15 protein-coding genes and 5 pseudogenes are annotated in these 20,218 nt (G+C 52.2%); 7 read left to right on the top strand and 13 right to left on the bottom strand.

Going from position 1 to position 20,218, the window contains the following annotated elements:
- The 7 genes and pseudogenes from L1889_RS09165 to ftsB all read left to right on the top strand — a co-directional run bounded on the left by L1889_RS09165 (nt 1) and on the right by ftsB (nt 7,544).
- Nucleotides 1-659: pseudogene (locus L1889_RS09165) on the top strand (3-oxoacid CoA-transferase subunit B).
- A gap of 92 nt (nt 660-751) precedes the next feature.
- Entirely contained in the window at nt 752-2,542 is a 1,791-nt protein-coding gene (locus tag L1889_RS09160) for an aminopeptidase P family protein (protein WP_257793878.1), read from the top strand.
- A gap of 134 nt (nt 2,543-2,676) precedes the next feature.
- Nucleotides 2,677-4,314: a CTP synthase gene (pyrG, locus tag L1889_RS09155; protein WP_238664870.1), complete on the top strand. Its 1,638-nt coding sequence runs from the start codon at nt 2,677-2,679 to the stop codon at nt 4,312-4,314.
- A 127-nt stretch (nt 4,315-4,441) separates the two neighbouring features.
- Nucleotides 4,442-5,295 (top strand): annotated as a pseudogene (kdsA, locus tag L1889_RS09150) (3-deoxy-8-phosphooctulonate synthase).
- 10 nt (nt 5,296-5,305) lie between these two features.
- Nucleotides 5,306-5,590: a DUF1330 domain-containing protein gene (locus L1889_RS09145; protein ID WP_238664869.1), complete on the top strand. Its 285-nt coding sequence runs from the start codon at nt 5,306-5,308 to the stop codon at nt 5,588-5,590.
- 323 nt (nt 5,591-5,913) lie between these two features.
- Nucleotides 5,914-7,196 (top strand): annotated as a pseudogene (eno, locus tag L1889_RS09140) (phosphopyruvate hydratase).
- A gap of 48 nt (nt 7,197-7,244) precedes the next feature.
- Nucleotides 7,245-7,544, top strand: a complete 300-nt coding sequence (gene ftsB / locus L1889_RS09135) for a cell division protein FtsB (RefSeq protein WP_238664868.1) — start codon at nt 7,245-7,247, stop codon at nt 7,542-7,544.
- A 70-nt stretch (nt 7,545-7,614) separates the two neighbouring features.
- Here the strand turns inward: ftsB and L1889_RS09130 are convergent, their stop codons facing one another.
- The 13 genes and pseudogenes from L1889_RS09130 to L1889_RS09070 form a co-directional block, all read right to left on the bottom strand.
- On the bottom strand, nt 7,615-8,406 hold the full coding sequence (locus L1889_RS09130; protein ID WP_238664867.1) for a TadE/TadG family type IV pilus assembly protein: 792 nt from the start codon (nt 8,404-8,406) through the stop codon (nt 7,615-7,617).
- 118 nt (nt 8,407-8,524) lie between these two features.
- Complete coding sequence (hslO, locus tag L1889_RS09125) at nt 8,525-9,442, bottom strand: Hsp33 family molecular chaperone HslO (protein WP_238664866.1); 918 nt, start codon at nt 9,440-9,442, stop codon at nt 8,525-8,527.
- Nucleotides 9,443-9,562: 120 nt separating this feature from the next.
- Nucleotides 9,563-10,099, bottom strand: a complete 537-nt coding sequence (locus tag L1889_RS09120; RefSeq protein WP_238664865.1) for an RDD family protein — start codon at nt 10,097-10,099, stop codon at nt 9,563-9,565.
- A 95-nt stretch (nt 10,100-10,194) separates the two neighbouring features.
- On the bottom strand, nt 10,195-10,335 hold the full coding sequence (locus tag L1889_RS09115; protein WP_238664864.1) for a hypothetical protein: 141 nt from the start codon (nt 10,333-10,335) through the stop codon (nt 10,195-10,197).
- A gap of 98 nt (nt 10,336-10,433) precedes the next feature.
- A pseudogene (locus L1889_RS09110) lies at nt 10,434-11,956 on the bottom strand (THUMP domain-containing class I SAM-dependent RNA methyltransferase).
- 10 nt (nt 11,957-11,966) lie between these two features.
- Nucleotides 11,967-12,383 carry a CopD family protein gene (locus L1889_RS09105; protein ID WP_238664863.1) on the bottom strand — a complete coding sequence of 139 codons (417 nt, stop codon included), beginning with the start codon at nt 12,381-12,383 and terminating at the stop codon, nt 11,967-11,969.
- A 3-nt stretch (nt 12,384-12,386) separates the two neighbouring features.
- The gene (locus L1889_RS09100; protein ID WP_372871741.1) at nt 12,387-13,625 is read right to left on the bottom strand and encodes a glutamate-5-semialdehyde dehydrogenase; all 1,239 of its coding nucleotides are present in this window, start codon (nt 13,623-13,625) and stop codon (nt 12,387-12,389) included.
- 113 nt (nt 13,626-13,738) lie between these two features.
- Entirely contained in the window at nt 13,739-14,803 is a 1,065-nt protein-coding gene (holA, locus tag L1889_RS09095; RefSeq protein ID WP_238664861.1) for a DNA polymerase III subunit delta, read from the bottom strand.
- Between the two features lies 1 nt (nt 14,804).
- On the bottom strand, nt 14,805-15,464 hold the full coding sequence (locus L1889_RS09090; protein ID WP_238664860.1) for an LPS-assembly lipoprotein LptE: 660 nt from the start codon (nt 15,462-15,464) through the stop codon (nt 14,805-14,807).
- A 7-nt stretch (nt 15,465-15,471) separates the two neighbouring features.
- Nucleotides 15,472-18,129 (bottom strand): leucine--tRNA ligase, encoded by a 2,658-nt coding sequence (gene leuS / locus L1889_RS09085; RefSeq protein ID WP_238664859.1) that lies wholly within the window; start codon nt 18,127-18,129, stop codon nt 15,472-15,474.
- A 210-nt stretch (nt 18,130-18,339) separates the two neighbouring features.
- On the bottom strand, nt 18,340-18,507 hold the full coding sequence (gene rpmG, locus L1889_RS09080; protein ID WP_166407741.1) for a 50S ribosomal protein L33: 168 nt from the start codon (nt 18,505-18,507) through the stop codon (nt 18,340-18,342).
- 38 nt (nt 18,508-18,545) lie between these two features.
- A complete protein-coding gene (gene rpmB / locus L1889_RS09075; protein ID WP_238664858.1) occupies nt 18,546-18,782 on the bottom strand; it encodes a 50S ribosomal protein L28 in 237 nt (78 codons plus the stop codon).
- A 194-nt stretch (nt 18,783-18,976) separates the two neighbouring features.
- Nucleotides 18,977-20,129, bottom strand: a pseudogene (locus L1889_RS09070) (multidrug effflux MFS transporter).
- Nucleotides 20,130-20,218: the final 89 nt, after the last annotated feature.

Raw genomic sequence — 20,218 nt, 5'->3', positions numbered from 1 at the left:
ATGGCTTGGACTAGAGATCAAATGGCAGCTCGTGCTGCGCGCGAGCTGGAAGACGGGTTTTATGTCAATCTGGGTATAGGCATGCCTACCTTAGTAGCTAACTATGTACCCGAAGGGGTAGAGGTCTGGCTGCAATCTGAAAATGGCTTGCTGGGTATAGGGCCGTTTCCTACAGAAGACGAGATAGATGCCGATCTCATTAACGCCGGCAAGCAAACCGTAACGACGCTTCCGGGTTCCTCCTTTTTTCTTCTTCAGACTCCTTTGGCATGATTCGAGGTGGAAAAATCAACCTGGCTATTTTAGGTGCCATGCAAGTTTCAGAGCAGGGCGATTTGGCTAACTGGATGATTCCAGGGAAAATGGTCAAAGGGATGGGGGGCGCAATGGACCTTGTCGCTGGCGTCGAGCGGGTGGTAGTGCTGATGGATCACGTGGCCAAACGTAAAGATGGTGGCGAAGACTTGAAGTTGCTGCCTGAATGCACCTTGCCCTTGACTGGAGTCGGTGTGGTGGATCTTATCATCACCGATCTTGGGGTCTTCGAAGTCAGTCAGGATGGACTGAAATTAATTGAGCTGGCCCCAGAGGTCAGCGTCGACGAAGTCGTGCAGAAGACAGCGGCGAAGCTAGACGTGTCCACCGTCGCTCAGGTTTGAACTGACGAGTAATTGCCAAGAGGGGGCGCATACCTCAGGGGTGCGCCCTTATGCTTGGGCCTTAAAATTTTGACTATCGCTACACCTTGTAAATGAAGCTAAAGACAAGCCAACGGCTAGACGCATTACGAAACACAATGAGCGAGGCACAGGTGGCTGCCATCTATATTCCCAGCTCTGATCCCCATCTTTCCGAGTATCTGCCTGAATATTGGCAAGGAAGGGCATGGCTAAGTGGTTTTCATGGTTCCGCGGGCAGTTTGCTGATCACTGACAGCTTTGCAGGTCTCTGGACCGATAGCCGATACTGGACGCAAGCCTATAGCGACCTGAAGGGTAGTGGCTTTGTGTTGATGAAAGCCGGCGCTCCCGAGATACCGGGCCCCATCGACTGGGTTCGTGAAAATCTTGCGCCAGGAAGTGTGATCAGCATGGATGGCCAGCTAATGTCTTTGGCCCAGCTCGATGCCTGGCACGACTTAAAGCAGCACGGCTGGGTTATTGACGACAGCATGGATTTATTGAATACGATCTGGCTTGATCGTCCTGCCTTACCCAACCAGCCCGTCTACGAGCATAAGGCTCCTTTTGCCCAGCGTAGCCGTCAAGAAAATATACGGCAGCTGCGCGATTCAATGCGATCACTGGGGGCTAATTGGCATCTGCTGTCTAGCCTCGATGATATTGCGTGGCTATTTAACCTGAGAGGCGCTGATGTCTCTTATAACCCGGTCTTTCTGGCGCACGCCTTGGTTTCCCTTGATGAAGTGCGTCTATACGTTAGCCTGGCGAAAATAGATCAGGCGCTAAGCGAGGCTCTGCGAGACGAAGGTATCCAGTTACGCAATTACACTGATCTCGCTGCCGACCTGCGGCAGTTAAATGCAGAACAGACATTGTTGGTCGACCCCCAGCGTGTCACTGCCGGTACCCTGGGCATGGCACCTCATGTAAAGACAATACGTGCTGCTAACCCAACCCAACTGGCCAAGGCATTAAAAACGGAAGGTGAAGTTAATCATATACGTGCCGCCATGCGAACGGACGGCGCTGCACTTTGTGAGTTCTTGGCCTGGTTCGATGCGCACGTTAATCAGCAAGCTATCACTGAACTGGATGTTGACCGACGGCTTATAGAAGCGCGGTCCAGAGGCGAAGGTTTTGTGTCGCCCAGCTTTGGTACGATTGCAGCCTTTGGTCCGAATGGAGCCATGCCGCACTATCAGGCCACAATCGAATCACATAGCCAAATTGAAGGCAATGGCCTGTTGCTCATTGATTCTGGTGGTCAGTATCTGGGCGGTACAACAGACATTACCCGGGTGATTCCAGTGGGCAGGGTCAGCGAACAAGAGAAACATGACTACACCCTGGTGCTCAAAGGCATGATCGCCTTGTCTTGCGCCCGCTTTCCCGAGGGTGTAACGGGACAGCAGCTTGATGTGCTGGCTCGTCAGCCGCTATGGGACGCCGGACTGGAATTTGGCCACGGAACGGGTCACGGAGTGGGATACTTTCTGAATGTGCATGAAGGGCCGCAATCTATCTCCTGGCGCGGGCGTGGCGGCCCTGGCGTCCCCATGCAGGTCGGTATGGTCACCTCTAACGAGCCTGGTCTGTATCGCGATGGCAAGTGGGGGATACGTATTGAGAATCTTATCGTTGTCGTGCCTGCAGAAGAAACCGAGTTCGGGCGCTTCCTGAAATTTGAGACCCTGACCTTGTGCCCGATTGATACGCGCTGCATCCTGAAAGAATTACTGACAGCCTCAGAGATAAACTGGCTTAATACTTATCACGATCAGGTGCGTGAATCGCTTGCGCCGCTTGTGCAAGGAGACACCTTACAGTGGCTCACACATAGAACTGCCCATATAGATTAAAATGATCCGTTCTGTGCAACTTGTGTTGTAAATCCGGTGCAGCATTTGCGCTCGTATGCATAAGATTGTCACTTGCCGTTATATAATCCCAATTTCCCGCTCCAGCCTGGCCTAATCGCTGGGCTTGTATCAAAATGACCACCAAATACGTATTTGTAACAGGAGGAGTTGTCTCCTCTCTGGGTAAAGGCATTGCTGCAGCCTCGCTGGCCGCGCTGCTCGAGTCCCGTGGATTGCGTGTCACCATGCTCAAGCTGGATCCGTATATCAACGTTGACCCCGGCACCATGAGTCCTTTCCAGCACGGCGAAGTGTTTGTTACCGAAGATGGCGCCGAGACAGACCTTGACCTAGGGCACTACGAGCGGTTTATCTCCACTCGCATGCGCAAGGTGAACAACTTCACCACGGGCCAAATCTACGAGTCGGTACTGCGCAAAGAGCGTCGTGGCGACTACCTGGGTAAAACCGTGCAGGTGATTCCCCATATTACCAACGAAATTCAAGACTTCATCATGCGGGGCGCCAAGGGTGCCTATAACGGTGAAGCTGATGTGGCTATTGTCGAGATCGGGGGGACTGTAGGTGATATTGAGTCCTTGCCGTTTCTGGAAGCCATACGGCAAATGAGCTTGCGTTTAGGGCGAAACAATACGGCACTGGTTCATCTTACGCTGGTGCCGTTTATTCAGTCGGCCGGTGAGCTGAAAACCAAGCCCACCCAGCACTCGGTACAGAAGCTTCGAGAAATTGGTTTGTATCCCGATGCGTTGCTTTGCCGTGCTGATCGCGAAGTGCCCGCCGACGAGCGCGCAAAAATCTCCTTGTTCTCGAATGTGCCGCTGGATGCCGTTATTTCTGTCTGGGATGCGACGTCAATTTATAAAATCCCCTCCATGCTGCACAAGCAGGGGCTGGATCAACTGGTGTGCGACGCCTTATCCATTTCGCCACCTCCGGCAGATCTGTCGATGTGGGATGACCTGGTTGACGCACTCGAGAATCCACAGCATGAAGTTACCATTGCTATGGTGGGCAAGTACGTAGAGCTGACAGAATCATATAAGTCGCTTAGTGAAGCGCTTATTCATGCGGGTATTCATACGCGTACAGCGGTGAAGATTCAATATATTGATTCTGAAGACATTGAGCATGATGGCACCGGCTGCCTTGAAGGCCTGGATGCGATTCTGGTTCCGGGCGGTTTTGGGAAACGGGGGACCGAAGGCAAAATCATGGCCATACGTTACGCTCGCGAAAACAAGATACCGTATTTGGGTATCTGTCTGGGCATGCAGCTTGCTGTAGTCGAATACGCCAGGAACGTCGCTGGTCTGGGCGGGGCTAACAGTACCGAGTTTGATCCTTCAGCGGCGCATCCAGTGGTGGCTTTGATCACTGAATGGCGCGATCGTGAAGGCCAGGTTGAGCTTCGCAGCGGTACCGACGATATCGGTGGAACCATGCGTAAAGGCGCTCAGCGTTGTCCGATCAAGCCTAATACTCGTGCAGCGACAATTTATGGCGAAGAAGTCAACGAGCGTCATCGTCATCGCTTCGAAGTGAACAATGCCTATGTTCCACGTCTGGAAGAGGCCGGCATGGTTATCAGTGCACGTACCCCTACTGAAAACCTGCCCGAAATCATGGAGCTTCCCGAGCACCCATGGTTTATGGGAGTACAGTTCCACCCCGAGTTCACGTCGACTCCGCGCGATGGGCATCCCTTGTTTATTGGTTACATCAAAGCCGCGTTAGCCCAACAAAAATAGAGTTAACGTTATTTTCTTCGACGGCGTCGAACTCAGGCCTTGATTGGGACTCTTACCATCAAGGCCTGAATTATAGTGAAGGTCTGCTAGCTATTGTTGGCAATACTTATCTTAAAAGGGAGCTCTCATGGAGTTATGCGGTTTTACAGTTGGCCTGGACCAACCTTTTTTCTTATTGCTGGCCCATGCGTGATTGAGTCTCGTCAGATGGCATTTGATACGGCGGGAGCGCTTAAAGAGATTACCGATCAGCTGGGCATCCCTTTTATATATAAAAGTTCATTCGACAAAGCCAATCGCAGTTCCGGAAGTTCCTTCCGCGGTCCCGGTATGCACGAGGGCCTGCAAATCCTGGCCGATGTACGTGCTGAATTTGGCGTTCCTGTATTGACCGATGTACACGATAAGGCTCAGGTTGATGATGTCGCAGCCATCGTCGATGTATTGCAGACACCGGCTTTCTTGTGTCGCCAGACTGATTTTATCCAGGCTTGTGCCGCCACCCTGAAGCCGGTAAACATTAAGAAAGGGCAGTTTCTGGCGCCTCATGACATGGTGCATGTGGTCGAAAAAGCCAGGGCGGCAGCCATAGATGCCGGGGGCGATGGTTCTACAATCATGGTCTGCGAACGGGGCGCTTCATTTGGTTACAATAATCTTGTCTCCGATATGCGCTCCCTGGTCATTATGCGCGAGACGCAATGCCCGGTCGTTTTTGATGCTACCCATTCCGTGCAGTTGCCGGGTGGCCAAGGAAGCAGTTCTGGCGGGCAAAGTGAGTTTGTGCCGGTGCTGGCACGTGCGGCCGTCGCAGTCGGCATTGCCGGCTTGTTCATGGAAACTCATCCCGATCCATCAAAAGCCATGTCCGATGGTCCGAATTCCGTGCCGTTAGCTCATATGCCGGCATTATTACGTTCCTTAAAAGAACTCGATGATGTGGTAAAAAACAATAACGTACTTAACTTAAGCTGGAAATAAAGGAGTGTCCATGGCGTCTTATTTAATTGCTAATGTTGTTGTTACGAATCCGGAACAATATAAGCTTTATCAACAGCTTTCTTCGCATGCAATGCAAACTCATGGTGTGCGAGTGCTTGCACGCGGCGGTGAAACACGGCCCCTCGAAGGCGATGCGCCTACGCGCACGGTCATCATGGAGTTCGACTCCCTTGATGCCGCTGAAGCTTTCCATGCTTCACCCGAATATGTAGCTGCCCGTCAGGCACGCGATGGCGCCGCCGATATGACCATGTACGTAGTGCAAGGGCTGTAAGAACAGCTTTCAGGGTTTGCCTGACTCATATCTGCCTGTTTTTAACATGTACTTTTGGTACTTTCACCGCATACTTTTAGCTGAAAGATGCTGTTTTAAGCCTAAAAAGAGTGAGTTTGGCGCTTGTCAGCGCCTTGAGCCTCCAGGCGCTACTGTTGTGGCTTGTGTTTAATTCAGCTTTTACACACAATGTTTGTTTAGCGATAAGCGCCGAGGTTACAATCCGAGCTTATCGTTGTAGCCGAAACAGGTGTTTGTCTACCTGTATTTCGGGTCGTTTTCCACTAGCCTAATCGCTATCTAGAAGCAGGACTGTCAAAATCATGAGTGCTATCGTAGACATTATCGGCCGTGAAATCTTAGATTCGCGCGGTAATCCAACTATTGAATGTGACGTTTTACTTGAATCAGGGGCCATGGGCCGTGCCTCTGTTCCTTCAGGTGCCTCGACAGGCGCACGCGAAGCACTAGAGCTACGTGATGGCGACCCTGGCCGATACCTGGGCAAGGGCGTACTGCGCGCGGTCGAGAATCTGAATACTGAAATATCTGAAGCGCTAATGGGCCTTGATGCTCAGGAGCAAGCCTTTGTTGACCATACTCTAATCGAGCTGGATGGTACCGAAGAAAAAAGCCGTTTAGGCGCTAATGCTATTCTTGCGGCCAGTATGGCGGTTGCCCGCGCGGCGGCTGATGATTCCGGCTTGTCGTTATACCGTTATTTTGGCGGTAGCGGCGCTATGCAAATGCCTGTCCCCATGATGAACGTCATCAACGGCGGTGCACATGCCAATAACACGCTCGATATCCAAGAGTTCATGATTCTTCCTATAGGCGCAACCAGCTTCCGTGAGTCCTTGCGCATGGGGGCTGAAATTTTCCACGCGCTCAAGAAGCTGATTGATAAACAAGGCATGTCGACAGCCGTGGGCGACGAAGGCGGCTTTGCGCCAAACGTGGCCGATCACGAGGCAGCCATTCAGCTGATTTTGCAAGCGATAGGCGAAGCGGGTTACGAGGCGGGTTCACAAGTGGCTTTAGGCCTCGATTGTGCGAGCTCGGAGTTCTTCCGTGACGGCAAATACCACCTCAGTGGTGAAGGCGTGTCTTTATCGGCCCAAGACTTCACGAACCTGCTTGAAAGCTGGTGTGACAAATACCCCATTATCTCTATCGAAGATGGTATGGCTGAGGATGATTGGGATGGCTGGAAAATTCTGACCAACCAACTGGGCAAAAAATCCAGTTGGTAGGTGACGACTTATTCGTCACCAACACCAAAATCCTTAAGCAAGGTATTGATGCCGGTGTAGCCAATTCGATTCTCATCAAGATCAACCAAATTGGTACGCTTACCGAAACCTTTGCTGCCATTGAGATGGCTAAGCGTTACGGTTATACCTCGGTGATTTCACATCGCTCTGGCGAAACTGAAGACTCCACCATAGCCGATATTGCGGTAGCAACGAATGCCATGCAAATCAAGACCGGGTCCCTGTCCCGCTCTGACCGGATGGCGAAGTACAATCAATTGTTACGTATCGAAGAAGAATTAGCCGAGGTAGCGTCCTACCCCGGCCGTGATGCGTTCTATAATCTGCGCTAAACATTAATCCATAGGCGGCATTATTGCCGCCTTATTAGCCAGACACATATGCGCCTGCTTTTATTGCTATTGATCGTTTTAAACCTCGTAACCCAATATGCATTGTGGTTTGGAAAAAGTGGTTGGGAACGTGTGCGTGAAACGCAGGCGCGACTCGATAGTCAGCAAGAAACCAACGAAGCCTTACAGGCTCGAAACAATGCGCTGCTTGCCGAAGTACAAGATTTAAAAAGCGGTACGCAGGCCATAGAAGAACGCGCGCGCTCAGAACTTGGCATGTTTCACGAAGATGAGATTTTTGTTCAAATACTTCCCGAAAATGCGACTTCAGAAATCAATACCCGCTAACAAGCGGGCATTGCAGTAATTTAGAGAGCGTAGGCATCAGACTTTCCTCACCCGGTCATTTAGCAGCTCGTCAGCGAATTCGTTCATAAGTACTGGGCATTGGCGGGGCATAGCGGGTGCTGGCGCGCTGTATGGCACTATGAGCGCTGATGGGCCATCGTACCGGATGGCTCTGGGCTCCTAGCGACAACTCAACCCGTAATGGTATCAACCCCTTGGCCAGTGCTTGCCGCCCGTAGCTGCTTGCGCTGTTAAGGCTTGAGGCGGCAGCGATAATGGCGCGCAGCGCAAGTAGGCGGGGTTCATACAGATATATGCCTTGCAGAGTGATTGTATTCGCCTCAAATATGGAAGGATGGGACTGAAAATCTGGTAGCGGCCCGGGCAGGGGTTCCCTGTTGTTTCTTAATAGCCCGATATGATGTTCATACTGGTAGTGATTATTGATTGTGGGAAAAGCCGTACCCGCTTCTTGTTTGGCCCTGTTGTCTGCGTGTCTTTTAAAACTTTCTTCATTGGGCGATAAAATAGTGATTTGCCAGGGGTGGAGTTGATATTTGGCTCGAAAGCGCTGATAGCTTTGTTGCTGTGCCTGAGCAGATGTTCCCCCGCTTGTGGCCCACCAGGGCAACATGGCTTCGTTAAAGCGATCTACCGCGATATCAGGCTCCAGGTGATGGATAGCAGCCGCCCGAGCGCTTTCTTGTAGTGCCTGTTGCATAAGCTGGCGCAAGGCATGGGCCCGCGCAATTTCATAAATGCTCAGTGCTAAGAGCAATAGCAAAATTGCAATAATAGTAAACTCGGTGCTGCTTGATCCCTGCTGCCTGCCGCTGTAATTCCTAGCCTGATGAATGGTCATTTTGTCCCTGTGTACACTCGAAAAAAATGGATGCCTGGGCATCCATTTTCCTATCTGCAAGCGAGAGACTCACGGGACAGTGTGAGATTCATCCGCTGTGTTTAGTACGAGCTGCTAATTAATGCACAGTGTTTCCACCGTCTTGCAGGCTGTCGGGGTTGTCAATAAATAAACCAGCGCAATCTACTGCATCAAACTCGTAAGGCTTTCCGCAAAAATTACATGAGATTTCGATAATGTCTCGCTCGGATAATATGCTTTCGATTTCATCTCGTCCCAGCATATTAAGCATTTTCGCCACCCGTTCACGCGAACAAGGGCAATGCCATTGCACGGGAGCACCGTCCAGAGCAATTAGGTCTTCTTCCCAGAACAGCCGATGAATAAGGGTGTCAGGGGATACAGCAAGCAGCTCTTCTGGCTGAATGGTAGCTGCCAGCTGTTTGGCACGCTGCCAGGTTTCTTCGGTGTCTACTTCAGGCTGGTCGCCACCGCTGCCTGGTAATTTTTGCAACAGCAGACCTACGGCCTTGTCGTTGCGAGCCTGCAGCCAGATTTTGGTATCAAGCTGCTCAGAGCTACGCATGTAATCTTCGAGCACATCGGCAACAGTGTCGCCTTCAAGAGGCACCACACCTTGGTAAGGCTGCATATCGGAGTTCGCGGAATCGGGATCCAGTACCACAATAAAACGCCCGTTACCATTGGCGTTAAGCAATTGCTGAAAACTGGCGTCAGCATCGATACTTTGATTTTCGCGCAAGGAAACCGTCGCGCGGATATTAAGTTCTGACGAGCACTCAACCACCAGCAAAGCAATAGGGCCATCACCTTGAATCTGCAAGACAAGGGAGCCTTCAAATTTGAGATTACCCGCCAGCAACACGGCGGCAGCTGTTAGTTCGCCCAAGAGATTTTGCACGTTTTCAGGGTATTGCTGATGAGACAAACCTGTACGCCAAGCATTTTCAAGCGACACAGTCTGAGCACGTGTGCTGCGGTCTGCGAACAGATATTTTTTTAAGTGGTCGGTCATTGGATGCGCCCTAAGCGTACGAAATAGATGTAAAGACAATAGCTATTACATGGGGGGTAACGCGTTGTTTTCAATAGCCCGAAATAAAGCTGTCACAAGAGTACCAAACGAGGGCTTTGCTTAAGTACCGCCTTTAGTAGCACGGGCTTGCAAGTCTACCAGCCTGGTACCCGCCAGACGATCGTGCATGAAGTACCCGTCTTTATCAAACCATGACCAGATAAAAATGCTGAACGGTGCGGCTACGATAAGTAAATCGGTGGAGGTATAGCCGCTGCGTCTTGATAAGTATTGCACGAATAGCGCGCTGGCCAAGGGGAGAGGCCACAACAGTAGATATCGCAGAAGCAACCTGAAGTAGTGAGGCTTGCTGCCGTCACGGTCTTCAATGCGCATATACCACGTCTTCATGGGTAAGGTCTGGCCGGAACGGCGCCAGCACAGCATGAAGTAAAGCCCAATAGCGAGGAAGAGGATGAATTGCCGAGCATGACGCATATATAAGGCGTGATAGCTTTTGGTGGCAATATCAAAAATAAGAGCTGTAGCTACCACCACGCCGAATAGCAGGACGCTTTCGTACATCATTGAGGCGAATAGGCGTCGACGGCTAGGCGCAGAAGGCAAAGGGGTAGAAGGTGTTGCGGAGGAGCACATCGTGATAGGCAGGAAAATATCAGTAAAGCCTTATTATCCCGCAAATTGGCAACTTAGGCGTGTCTACCTGCGTTGCCTTGCGATGCCCCTGAAACTTAGGCTGTCTGAAATAAACGGGCAAACAAATTCTTTACTGCCTGAACAGGACGAAAACGAAACTGTTCTTCGATAGCGCGTTGTAGCAAGCGACGCTCAAGATCGTCCGACAGGTAGGCTTGAGTATTAAGATTCCACATGAGTACACTCGGTAAAATTTAGGGTTAACCCCTATTCTAGGGTTAACCCTTTGTTTCATCAAGTTTAATCTGGCTGTTGTTGCTATTATGCGATTGCCTTAAGGCTTGCGATAGCTGGCTTGCACCATCTCGAAGTTGAACAGGCGACAGTCCAGGGCACCGTTAAAAAGTGGAGTTCGGCGCTTGGCCTTTAGTCGTAGGTAGCTTGGCAAGTCGAGATCGCTGGTGATGAGGTTGATATCCCAGCCGGTATAGTTCTGTTTTAAATGGGCAGACCATTCGCGCCAGAACTCGTCGTTGGTACCCTCAAGGCGTTCGCCATAGGGCGGGTTGGACACTATCCATCCGGTTTCGGCCACAGGCATGACATCCAGGGCATTTGCCACTTCAAAGCGAATGGTGTTTTCGGTGAGGTGTGAGCGATCCAGGTTTTCTTTGGCGGCTTGGATGGCTGCGGGATCGAGATCATAGCCGACCAGAGGCGCATCAAGTTGCGTGGCGATGCGGGTACGCGCTTCTGCCTTAATGTCTTTCCATAGGCGGTCGTCGTGATTTCGCAGCCGTTCAAACTGAAAGGGGCGCCAAATACCAGGGGCGCTCCCAGCGCAATCCAGGCGGCTTCAATAAGAATAGTGCCGCTGCCACAGAAGGGATCCATCAAGGCCTGACTAGGATCCCAGTCAGAAAGAGCCAGCATGCCTGCAGCCAGATTTTCGCGCAAAGGCGCTTCGCCTTTGCTATGACGCCAGCCACGTTTAAATAACGATTCACCACTGGTGTCTAAATATAAGGTGGCTGACTTTTCATCGAGAAATAGATGTACGCGGGCATCTGGTCTGACGGTGTCAATGCTGGGGCGCTCGCCCTCACGGTCACGCAGGCGATCGCAAATTCCATCTTTAGCGCGCAAATTGCAGAACTGGAGACTTTGCATCGGACTGCGTATCGCCGAGGTGTCAACCCTGAGTGTCTGCTCTGCACCAAACCAGCGCTCCCAAGGCGTGTTGTAAGCGAGCTCAAAGACGTCGTCTTCGGTTTGTATCGGAGCATAGGCAACCTCGACCAGAATTCGCGTAGCGATTCTGGAGTACAGATTGGCCTTTAAAATGCCAGCCCAGTCGGCCCTGAAATGGCAACCGCCCCGTCCGGCTTTAACGTGTTCATAGCCCAAGGCTTGCAGTTCGGTACTAAGCACTTCTTCCAGGCCCTGAGGACAAGGAGCAAAAACGCCGAAAACTTCATCCAGCCGATGGCTGCGTACAGGCTGCTTTTCCTGATATTGCCGTTCGGGATTATCGAAACGTGCGCCGCGTCGTTCGCGGTGGGCGGAGCTTTGTCGTGGCTTGTCGCCACGTTGGTGCGAAATTGGGGAAGGATGTTGTTGCCGGGCCTGAGTGCCAGCACGGCCGCGAGCGGAAGGCGCACCTGCGTTGCCGGAGCGCGGTTTGGAAGTGGAAGCAGCAGGGGTTTCGCTGCTTTCTGCTTCGGCAGAGGCTTGCAGGCGTTGCATATTCATTGCTGCCCTGGCTCGGGCACCGCTGCGCAGACGCGGTTCCGTGCTCTCTTTGGAACTAGGACGCTTATGGATGGTTAAGGTTTTGCGTTTATCTTGATCTGACATGAAGGAGTAACTAAAAAGGTTTTAAAACTACCAGAATCAAGACCAGTAATAGCAGCAAAACCGGTATTTCGTTGAACCAGCGGTAGTAAGTATGACTACGGGTATTTCTGTTGTTCTTGAATTGCTGAAGGATGCGGCCACACCACCAATGATAAAGGACAAGTGCTGCCACAAGTACCAGTTTTGCATGTATCCAGCCACGGCCCACGCCGACGCCATAATATAAAAACAGGGCAAGGCCGCTGACCAGACTGAGGATGGCCAGGGGAAACATGAAGCGGTAGAGGCGATGAGCCATTCCCTGCAAAACCATGGTGGTATCAGCGTTCTGAGACTGCGCCAGGTTGACGTAGATGCGAGGCAGATAAAACAGCCCCGCAAACCACGAAGTAACAAATAGAATATGGAAAGTTTTGGTCCAGAGCATGACTTAGCCGCGTACTTGTCCGTCGCCTGTAAGTACCCACTTCTGAGTGGTTAAACCTTCGAGTCCCACAGGCCCACGTGCGTGCAGGCGGTTGGTGGAAATGCCGATTTCCGCACCCAGCCCATACTCGAAACCATCAGCAAAGCAGGTAGGCAGGTTTAGGTATACTGAACTGGAGTCGACTTCACGCTGAAAACGTCTTGCTGCGCTTAGATCTTCAGTGACAATGGATTCGGTATGTTCAGAACTGTATTTGGCGATGTGATCAATGGCCTGGTCGATTGAATCAACGATACGGATCGCCAGTACTGGTGCAAGGAACTCAGTTTCCCAATCACTTTCAGTGGCAGGCGTAGCCTTGCTGATCAAGGCGCTGGTGCGTTCACAAGCCCGGAGTTCAACGCCTTTGTCGAGTAGAGCCTGAGCCAGGTCGGGGAGTACCGAGGGTGCAATGTCGCTGTGAACAAGCAAGGTTTCCATGGCACCGCAAATGCCATAACGATAGGTCTTGGCATTAATGGCAATTTTGTGTGCTTTTTCCACATCGGCCGCCGCGTCAATGTAGACATGGCAATTACCATCAAGGTGCTTGATTAAAGGGACCTTGGCTTCAGCGCTAAGGCGTTCGATAAGGCCTTTTCCACCCCGGGGCACAATAACATCCACGTACTGGGTCATGGTGATCAGATGGCCGACAGCGGCACGATCCGTGGTGCCGATGACCTGGACTGCATTAGCGGGCAGTCCGGCGGCTTCCAGCCCGGCACGAATGATTTTGCCCAAGGCAAGGTTTGAGTGCAGCGCCTCGCTTCCGCCCCGTAGCAAGGTTGCGTTGCCTGACTTGAGGCACAGTGCAGCGGCGTCGATAGTGACATTTGGACGTGATTCGTAGATGATGCCGATCACCCCCAGGGGTACACGCATTTGGGCAACCTGCATGCCGTTGGGACGCTGTGTGGTCGGACCCAGCGTGCCTACCGGATCTGGCATATCGGCAATTTGCCGTAAGCCGATGGCCATTAACTCTAAGGCCCGGTCGGAAAGGGTTAGACGGTCAAGCAGGGCGGTTTCAATGCCTCGTTCGCGTGCAGCAATTAGATCTTTGGCATTTGCCTCTTGTAGTTGTGATTTTTGCTCAACAAGAAGATCTGCCATGACATGCAGTGCGCGGGCTTTATCACGCCCCGAGGCGTTGCGCATAATACGGGCAGCCGCGCGGGCTTGCCTGCCTATCTGGACCATGTGATCGGCTAGGCTTAGGGGCTTTTCATCAGCGATAAGATTGGCTTCAGACATAATGAATTACAAAAATAAAGAGGGTGTACCCATACTATAAAGGGTATGGGCAGATCTTGTTAGGGGCGAGGGCGCCGTTGCCCCGCTAATGCTACACGAAGGGTGAGTCTGGCCGCTTCTTCCCAGGCGTCATCAAGCCTGCCCGCCGGATGTAAACCCTTGATGATACGGTCTACGTCGTGCGCATGCTGCAGGGCAGGCGGCCAGGCCCTTGCAGGGACACGCTGCAGCGTTTGGCGCAGCAACTGCTCACGATTTCCAAATACGCGATTGCGACGCAGTTCTGCACTAATGTCATGGCCGGCAGCCTGCGCTTGTGACAGCCGTGCCAGAAGGCGAATTTCATCGCCTACGGCCCAAAGCACCAGGGGCAAGGCTTCGCCTTCGCCTTCAAGGCCGCGCAATATAGTCAGGGCACGTTCGGCATTGCCACCAAGCATGGCGTCGCGTAAGTCAAAGATATTATAGCGAGCTACATTTAATACAGCCCGTTGTACCTCCTCCAGGCTAAGTTCGCCTTCAGGGTAGAGCAGACTTAGCTTGGCTATTTCCTGATGGGCGGCTAGCAAGTTGCCTTCGACTTTCTCACACAGCCATTCGAGCGTTTCACGGTCAGCGCGTTGCTGTTGCCTGGCCAGACGGACTTGAATCCAGTTGCCCAGCGCCCGTCGCTCGATGACGGGTACGTCGACCCATACGGCTGTGCGTTCAATGGCTTGTGCCCATTTACTGTTACGGGTGCTGCGGTCCAGCCGGGGCAGCTGAAAAATAAACAGTGAGTCCGGAGCTCCATTTGAAGTGAGCATCTCGGCAATGCGTAATAGGGCGTCACTGCCTGTCTTGCCAGGTTTTCCGGCGGGCAGCGATATTTCGATAGTGTGTTTATCACCAAACAAAGAGACGCTTTGGCTTGCAGCAAAGACGGGAGACCAGTCGGCTCGTCCATCAAACACAAAGCTGTTGCGCTCGACGTAGCCCTGTTTACGGGCAGCGCTACGGATGGCGTCTGTGCTTTCTGTTTGCAAAAGGACTTCATCGCCACAGACAACGTAGCACTGAGCCAGACCGGCCTTGCTATTATTCAATAGCTTTAGCAAGCCGTCGGCGTCTACAGTTTGTGGCATATCAATAGCTGCTGTTTGATCGAGGATTGATGATTTCGTTGGGTAGGGGCAGCGTTTCTGGTCGCTGCCCAAGCTCTTCGTAGTCGTCAATCACAGCGGTGGGAAGCTGAGAGGCGTTTCTGAAGTTTTCTTCTACATCAGGAGCGCTGAGCCTACGCACCAGGCGATCAATAAGTGACTGCTCCATCGCCAGGAACAAGGTGGCTATTTCGCCTTGCTTGGCCTGTACCGCGTTGGGGTCGTGAGGAACCTCCCTGACGGTCTGTAGCAGTGTAGGCGGCAAGATTACATGGCCCGCACTATCGAGTAGCTGGAAGCTCAAGGCTACGGTCAGCTCATACTCTTCTACGTGACCTTGTGGGTCGATAGAGAGTTCCCGGGTAAAGCGCTGATTGCTAAGCTGGATGAGATGAGCCTCTGCATCGGCGCTGTCCTCGACAAATTTCAGAGTTGGGGAGCTGGCAATGAGTACACGGCGTAACTGAGCCCCAAAAAGCGAGTTGTCAGAAATGTTGGTGTAGAGCGTATCGAAAGGCAAAGGCTCTGGCCCCTTGATGCGAAACCCGCAGGCGCTAAGCGAGAAGGTCAGGCACAGCACTGTCCCCATCCACAGCCAGCGTAACGGGGCAAACGAACGAAGCGATGAACGGGAAGAGTACATGGGGGAGTTATCCTACAACGTTAACTAAACGGCCGGGAACCACAATGATACGCTTAGCGTCGCGGCCTTCGAGAAACTTAAGAACGGCCTCGTGTGCGGCAGCCTGTTTTTCGATTTCAGCTTTTTCAGCATTATGGGCAACTTTAATTGTGCCACGAAGTTTACCGTTTACCTGCAAGGTAAGTTCGATTTCGTCTGCGATAAGTGCAGCCTCATCGACAAGCGGCCACGCTGTGTCGAGTAGATCTCCCTGCTGATCTGCGTAGCCCAAGTCACGCCAGAGCTGCCAGCATAGGTGCGGTACGACCGGGTAAAGTACACGAATTAAAATTGAAGTGGTTTCGGCCAGGGCCGCGTCATCGGCAGGCGTTTGCGCTAATTTCGCGCTTTCGAGCGTGTTCAGCATCTTCATGCAGCCTGAGACTACTGTATTGTACTGAATACGCTGGTAGTCGTAGTCGGCTTGCTTGAGTAAGCGGTGTATCTCTAGGCGCAACGCCTTTGCTTGGCTGCTAAGCTGTGCGCTGTCCAGCGATAGGGAAAGGCCATTGCGGATGCTCTGTTGATGCGAGCGGCTGAAGTTCCACAGCCGGCGCAAGAAGCGGTTAGCGCCATCAACCCCGGAGTCAGCCCACTCCAGCGTTTGCTCAGGAGGGCTGGCAAACATGACAAACAGGCGAGCGGTGTCGGCTCCCATGGTGTCAATCAGCGATTGCGGGTCGACCCCGTTGTTTTTTGACTTGGACATCGTTCCGATGCCCTCATAGTCAATGGCTGAACCATCAGACTTTAATTTGGCGCCAGTAATATTGCCCTTGGCGTCAACGACGTTCTCTACATCTTCAGGCCAGAAATACTCGACACCACCATTTGCTTTGCGGCGCGAGTAGATATGGTTCAACACCATTCCCTGACAGAGCAGACGGGTGAAGGGCTCGTCGAAGTTGAGCAAGCCCATGTCACGCATGACTTTGGTCCAGAATCGAGCATACAGCAAATGTAAAACCGCGTGCTCAATGCCACCAATGTACTGGTCCATTGGCATCCAGTAGTCGTTTCGAGCATCGACCATGGCGTCGTTATTGCCTGCTGAGGCATAGCGCATGAAATACCAGGACGAGTCTACGAAGGTATCCATGGTGTCGGTTTCGCGACGGGCGTCCTTGCCGCAAGACGGGCATTTGCAATGCAGGAACTCGTCGTCTTTGTTCAGCGGGTTACCGCTGCCGTCCGGGATTAGATGCTCTGGCAAAATAACCGGCAAGTCGGATTCTGGGACAGGCACAGGACCGCAATCATCGCAATGGATAATGGGTATAGGCGTACCCCAATAGCGTTGACGGGAAATACCCCAGTCGCGCAAGCGGTAGGTGGTCTGCTTTTCGCCCAAACCTTTGCTTTGCAGATCTTCAGCGACGGCATCTACTGTTTCTTCGACGCTTAAGCCGTTATATTTTCCAGAGTTGAGGGTGGTGCCGATTTGCTTGTCAGCATACCAGTCAGACCATTGAGTGCTGGAGTATTCACGGCCTTCAATCCCTACAACCTGCTTGATGGGAAGCTCGTATTTCAGGGCGAATTCGAAGTCTCGTTCGTCATGGGCAGGAACGCCCATGACCGCGCCATCGCCATAGCTCATTAATACATAATTACCGACCCACACCGGAATGGCTTCACCGGTAAGGGGATGGCTGACATGCAGGCCCGTAGGCATGCCTTCTTTTTCGCGATGGGCAAGATCGGCTTCAGATGTGCCGCCTAGCTTGCAGGCCTCAATAAAGGCTTGCAGATCGGGTTTGTCTTGTGCGGCGTGGGTAGCCAGCGGATGCTCGGGGGCCACGGCGCAAAAGGTAACCCCCATGATGGTGTCTGCGCGTGTCGTGAACACATACATGCGGCCATCTTGTATGAGCTTGCCCTGCGCGTTATGGATGTCGTGCGTAAATGCAAAGCGCACACCCTGGCTTTTGCCGATCCAGTTCTCCTGCATCAGGCGTACACGTTCTGGCCAGCCGGGCAGCTTATGCTTGACGTGATCCAGCAGTTCTTCGGCATAGTCTGTAATTCGCAGGTAGTATCCTGGAATTTCACGCTTCTCTACCACTGCCCCTGAACGCCAGCCCCGTCCGTCTATGACCTGTTCGTTAGCCAATACGGTTTGATCGACCGGGTCCCAGTTCACAACCTGGGTTTTGCGATAGGCCACACCCTTATCCAGCATCTTGAGGAACAGCCACTGGTTCCACTTGTAATACTCGGGATCGCATGCGCACATTTCGCGAGACCAGTCTACTGCCAGGCCCATAGCCTGCATTTGCTTTCGCATATAGGCAATGTTGTCGTATGTCCACTGCGCTGGCGGTACCTTGGATTTCATGGCTGCATTTTCAGCCGGCATGCCAAAGGCGTCCCATCCCATGGGCATCAGAACATTGTAGCCACGCATGCGAAGCTGACGCGCCATCATGTCATTGATGGTGTAGTTGCGTACATGTCCCATGTGCAGTTTTCCACTGGGATAAGGCAACATCGAGCAAGCGTAAAACTTGGGTTTAGGCGAGCCGTCGGCTTGCATGGCATCTTCACTGACGCGGTAAGCGTCGCGTTGTTGCCAGTTGCTTTGAGCATTGCGCTCGACTTCGGTGTGACTATAACGTTCCTGCATGAGATAAGTGACCAAAAAAAGTGAAGGCAAACCTGCACATTATATGCCGCAATAGCAGACCGTGAGTGCTCCCGATTGGCCTGGTATACGCGCGTAGTGCGGGTCGTACTGTTTTATGTGGCAAAAAAACCCTGCGTTAGAAGCAGGGCTTTTATGCCGTAGGCAGCTCGTTGGGTACGGGCAGATAAAGCACTGCTCCGAAAAACAGACTTACTTAAGTCGTGTTTCTTTGTACTCTACGTGTTTGCGAACGACGGGATCAAACTTTTTGATCACCATTTTTTCGGGCGTATTGCGCTTGTTTTTGGTCGTTGTGTAGAAATGACCTGTACCAGCGGAGGATTCGAGTTTGATTTTCTCGCGAATACCTTTAGCCATGAAGTGCTCCTTGTATTAGTAGAGTGCTGGACAAGCGCTTAAACGCGCTCACCACGTGCACGTAAGTCGGCCAATACGGAGTCAATACCGTTTTTGTCGATTAAGCGCAAAGCTTGTGTAGTCACACGCATGCGAATCCAGCGGTTTTCGCTTTCAACCCAGAATCGACGTGATTGCAGGTTCGGAAGAAAACGACGCTTGGTTTTATTGTTAGCGTGCGAAACGTTGTTGCCCACCATTGGGCCTTTTCCTGTAACTCGGCATACGCGTGCCATGGTCATACCCCTTGAGAGTCTAATTCGGCTACCGCACACAGCCAATCAACTACCTAATCAACTTTTAGACAGGTGGTTTAAGCTCGTAGTGTTTAAGCTCGTAGTATTGGTTTGTAATCACGGAAAATTGACCACAAACAAAGACTAAAGTTGTTCGTAAAGCAGACTATTCTAATACGAAAAAGCCGGCTGGATCAAGCTTTAGCACGATTTTGTTGAGCGATGCGGCCTGAAAGCCACGATAGACAGGCACAGCCCGCTAAAACAGCGGTTAGCGGCAGCGGTGTGGTCGAGTGCCAGGCACTGACCGCCAGGCCAGCAGCCGCACCGCACAGCATTTGTATGGTACCCATCAACGCCGAGGCGACTCCGAGGCGACGGCCTTGCTCGGCAAGAGCCAATGCGGCTGAGTTCGGGCCGATAAAGCCCTGGCAAGCCATGAAGCCCATCAGGCAAATCATTAAGGAGGCCAGCCCGAGCTGATGGCTTAAGGTTAGCGTGAGTGCGCTCAAGATAAACAGCAACTGTATATGCTGGGCCCATTTTAGCAGCGTGTCGGGGGAAAACCGGTTCAGTAGGCGGGCACTGACCTGGGCGGCGAGAATAAACGATCCGGCGTTCAAACCAAACAGCAGGCCAAAGTAAGACGGATCGACTTCATAAATGCTAATAAATACTCTGGCTGATCCGGAAATATAGGCAAACATGCCTCCAGAGCCAAATGCGGCCGCCAGGGAATAAAAAGAAAGCGTCGGTGGCGGCTTAGTTCGTAATAGTTTCTGGCGATAAGCGCGGGACGCAACGGAATCAGGTTATCGGGGTTGAGCGTCTCCTGCATCGAACGCCAGGTAGCCACAAATAATGCGATGCCGACTAAGCACATGAATACGAAGACGGAGTGCCAACTGCTGTAAATCAGAAGCTGTCCGCCCAGCAAAGGCGCCAGTATGGGCGTGACCCCCATGATAAGCATTAGCATCGAGAGCGCTTTGGCAGCGTCTCTGGTATCAAAGTTATCGCGAATAACGGCGCGTGGAATTACCATGCCAGCAGCTCCGCCAAAGGCTTGCAGCACTCTCCATAAGGTCAGGTGCTCAATTTCAGTGCTTAACGCGCAGCCGATCGAGGCAACGGTAAACAGGGCCACGCCAAAAAGAAGGGGTTTTTTCTGCCGTAGCGGTCGGCGACTGGCCCATAAATCAATTGTGCGCCAGCAAGCCCGAACAAATAACTGGCGAGTGTGCGTTCAATGCTGCCCATACTGGTGTCCAGACTGCTTGCCATGGAAGGAAAGGCAGGCAGGTACATGTCGATTGCAAGGGGTCCCAGTGCAGTCAGCAGCGCCATTAATATTAGCCAAGCGGGGAAGTTGGAGTTTAGGTGGCGTTGAGGGTTGTGTTGCATGTAGGCTTGAATTGGGAGGGCAGGGGCAAAAC

Source organism: Paenalcaligenes niemegkensis, from assembly GCF_022230885.1.
GTDB lineage: Bacteria > Pseudomonadota > Gammaproteobacteria > Burkholderiales > Burkholderiaceae_B > Paenalcaligenes > Paenalcaligenes niemegkensis.
This window is presented reverse-complemented; position numbering and strand designations above follow the sequence as displayed.

Excerpts from the sequence above, each read along its gene's own strand:
- L1889_RS09160 (WP_257793878.1), top strand. The coding sequence starts at position 752 with ATGAAGCTAAAGACAAGCCAACGGCTAGACGCATTACGAAACACAATG.
- pyrG (WP_238664870.1), top strand. The coding sequence starts at position 2,677 with ATGACCACCAAATACGTATTTGTAACAGGAGGAGTTGTCTCCTCTCTG.
- L1889_RS09145 (WP_238664869.1), top strand. The coding sequence starts at position 5,306 with ATGGCGTCTTATTTAATTGCTAATGTTGTTGTTACGAATCCGGAACAA.
- ftsB (WP_238664868.1), top strand. The coding sequence starts at position 7,245 with ATGCGCCTGCTTTTATTGCTATTGATCGTTTTAAACCTCGTAACCCAA.
- L1889_RS09130 (WP_238664867.1), bottom strand. The coding sequence starts at position 8,406 with ATGACCATTCATCAGGCTAGGAATTACAGCGGCAGGCAGCAGGGATCA.
- hslO (WP_238664866.1), bottom strand. The coding sequence starts at position 9,442 with ATGACCGACCACTTAAAAAAATATCTGTTCGCAGACCGCAGCACACGT.
- L1889_RS09120 (WP_238664865.1), bottom strand. The coding sequence starts at position 10,099 with ATGTGCTCCTCCGCAACACCTTCTACCCCTTTGCCTTCTGCGCCTAGC.
- L1889_RS09115 (WP_238664864.1), bottom strand. The coding sequence starts at position 10,335 with ATGTGGAATCTTAATACTCAAGCCTACCTGTCGGACGATCTTGAGCGT.
- L1889_RS09105 (WP_238664863.1), bottom strand. The coding sequence starts at position 12,383 with ATGCTCTGGACCAAAACTTTCCATATTCTATTTGTTACTTCGTGGTTT.
- L1889_RS09100 (WP_372871741.1), bottom strand. The coding sequence starts at position 13,625 with ATGGTCCAGATAGGCAGGCAAGCCCGCGCGGCTGCCCGTATTATGCGC.
- holA (WP_238664861.1), bottom strand. The coding sequence starts at position 14,803 with ATGCCACAAACTGTAGACGCCGACGGCTTGCTAAAGCTATTGAATAAT.
- L1889_RS09090 (WP_238664860.1), bottom strand. The coding sequence starts at position 15,464 with ATGTACTCTTCCCGTTCATCGCTTCGTTCGTTTGCCCCGTTACGCTGG.
- leuS (WP_238664859.1), bottom strand. The coding sequence starts at position 18,129 with ATGCAGGAACGTTATAGTCACACCGAAGTCGAGCGCAATGCTCAAAGC.
- rpmG (WP_166407741.1), bottom strand. The coding sequence starts at position 18,507 with ATGGCTAAAGGTATTCGCGAGAAAATCAAACTCGAATCCTCCGCTGGT.
- rpmB (WP_238664858.1), bottom strand. The coding sequence starts at position 18,782 with ATGGCACGCGTATGCCGAGTTACAGGAAAAGGCCCAATGGTGGGCAAC.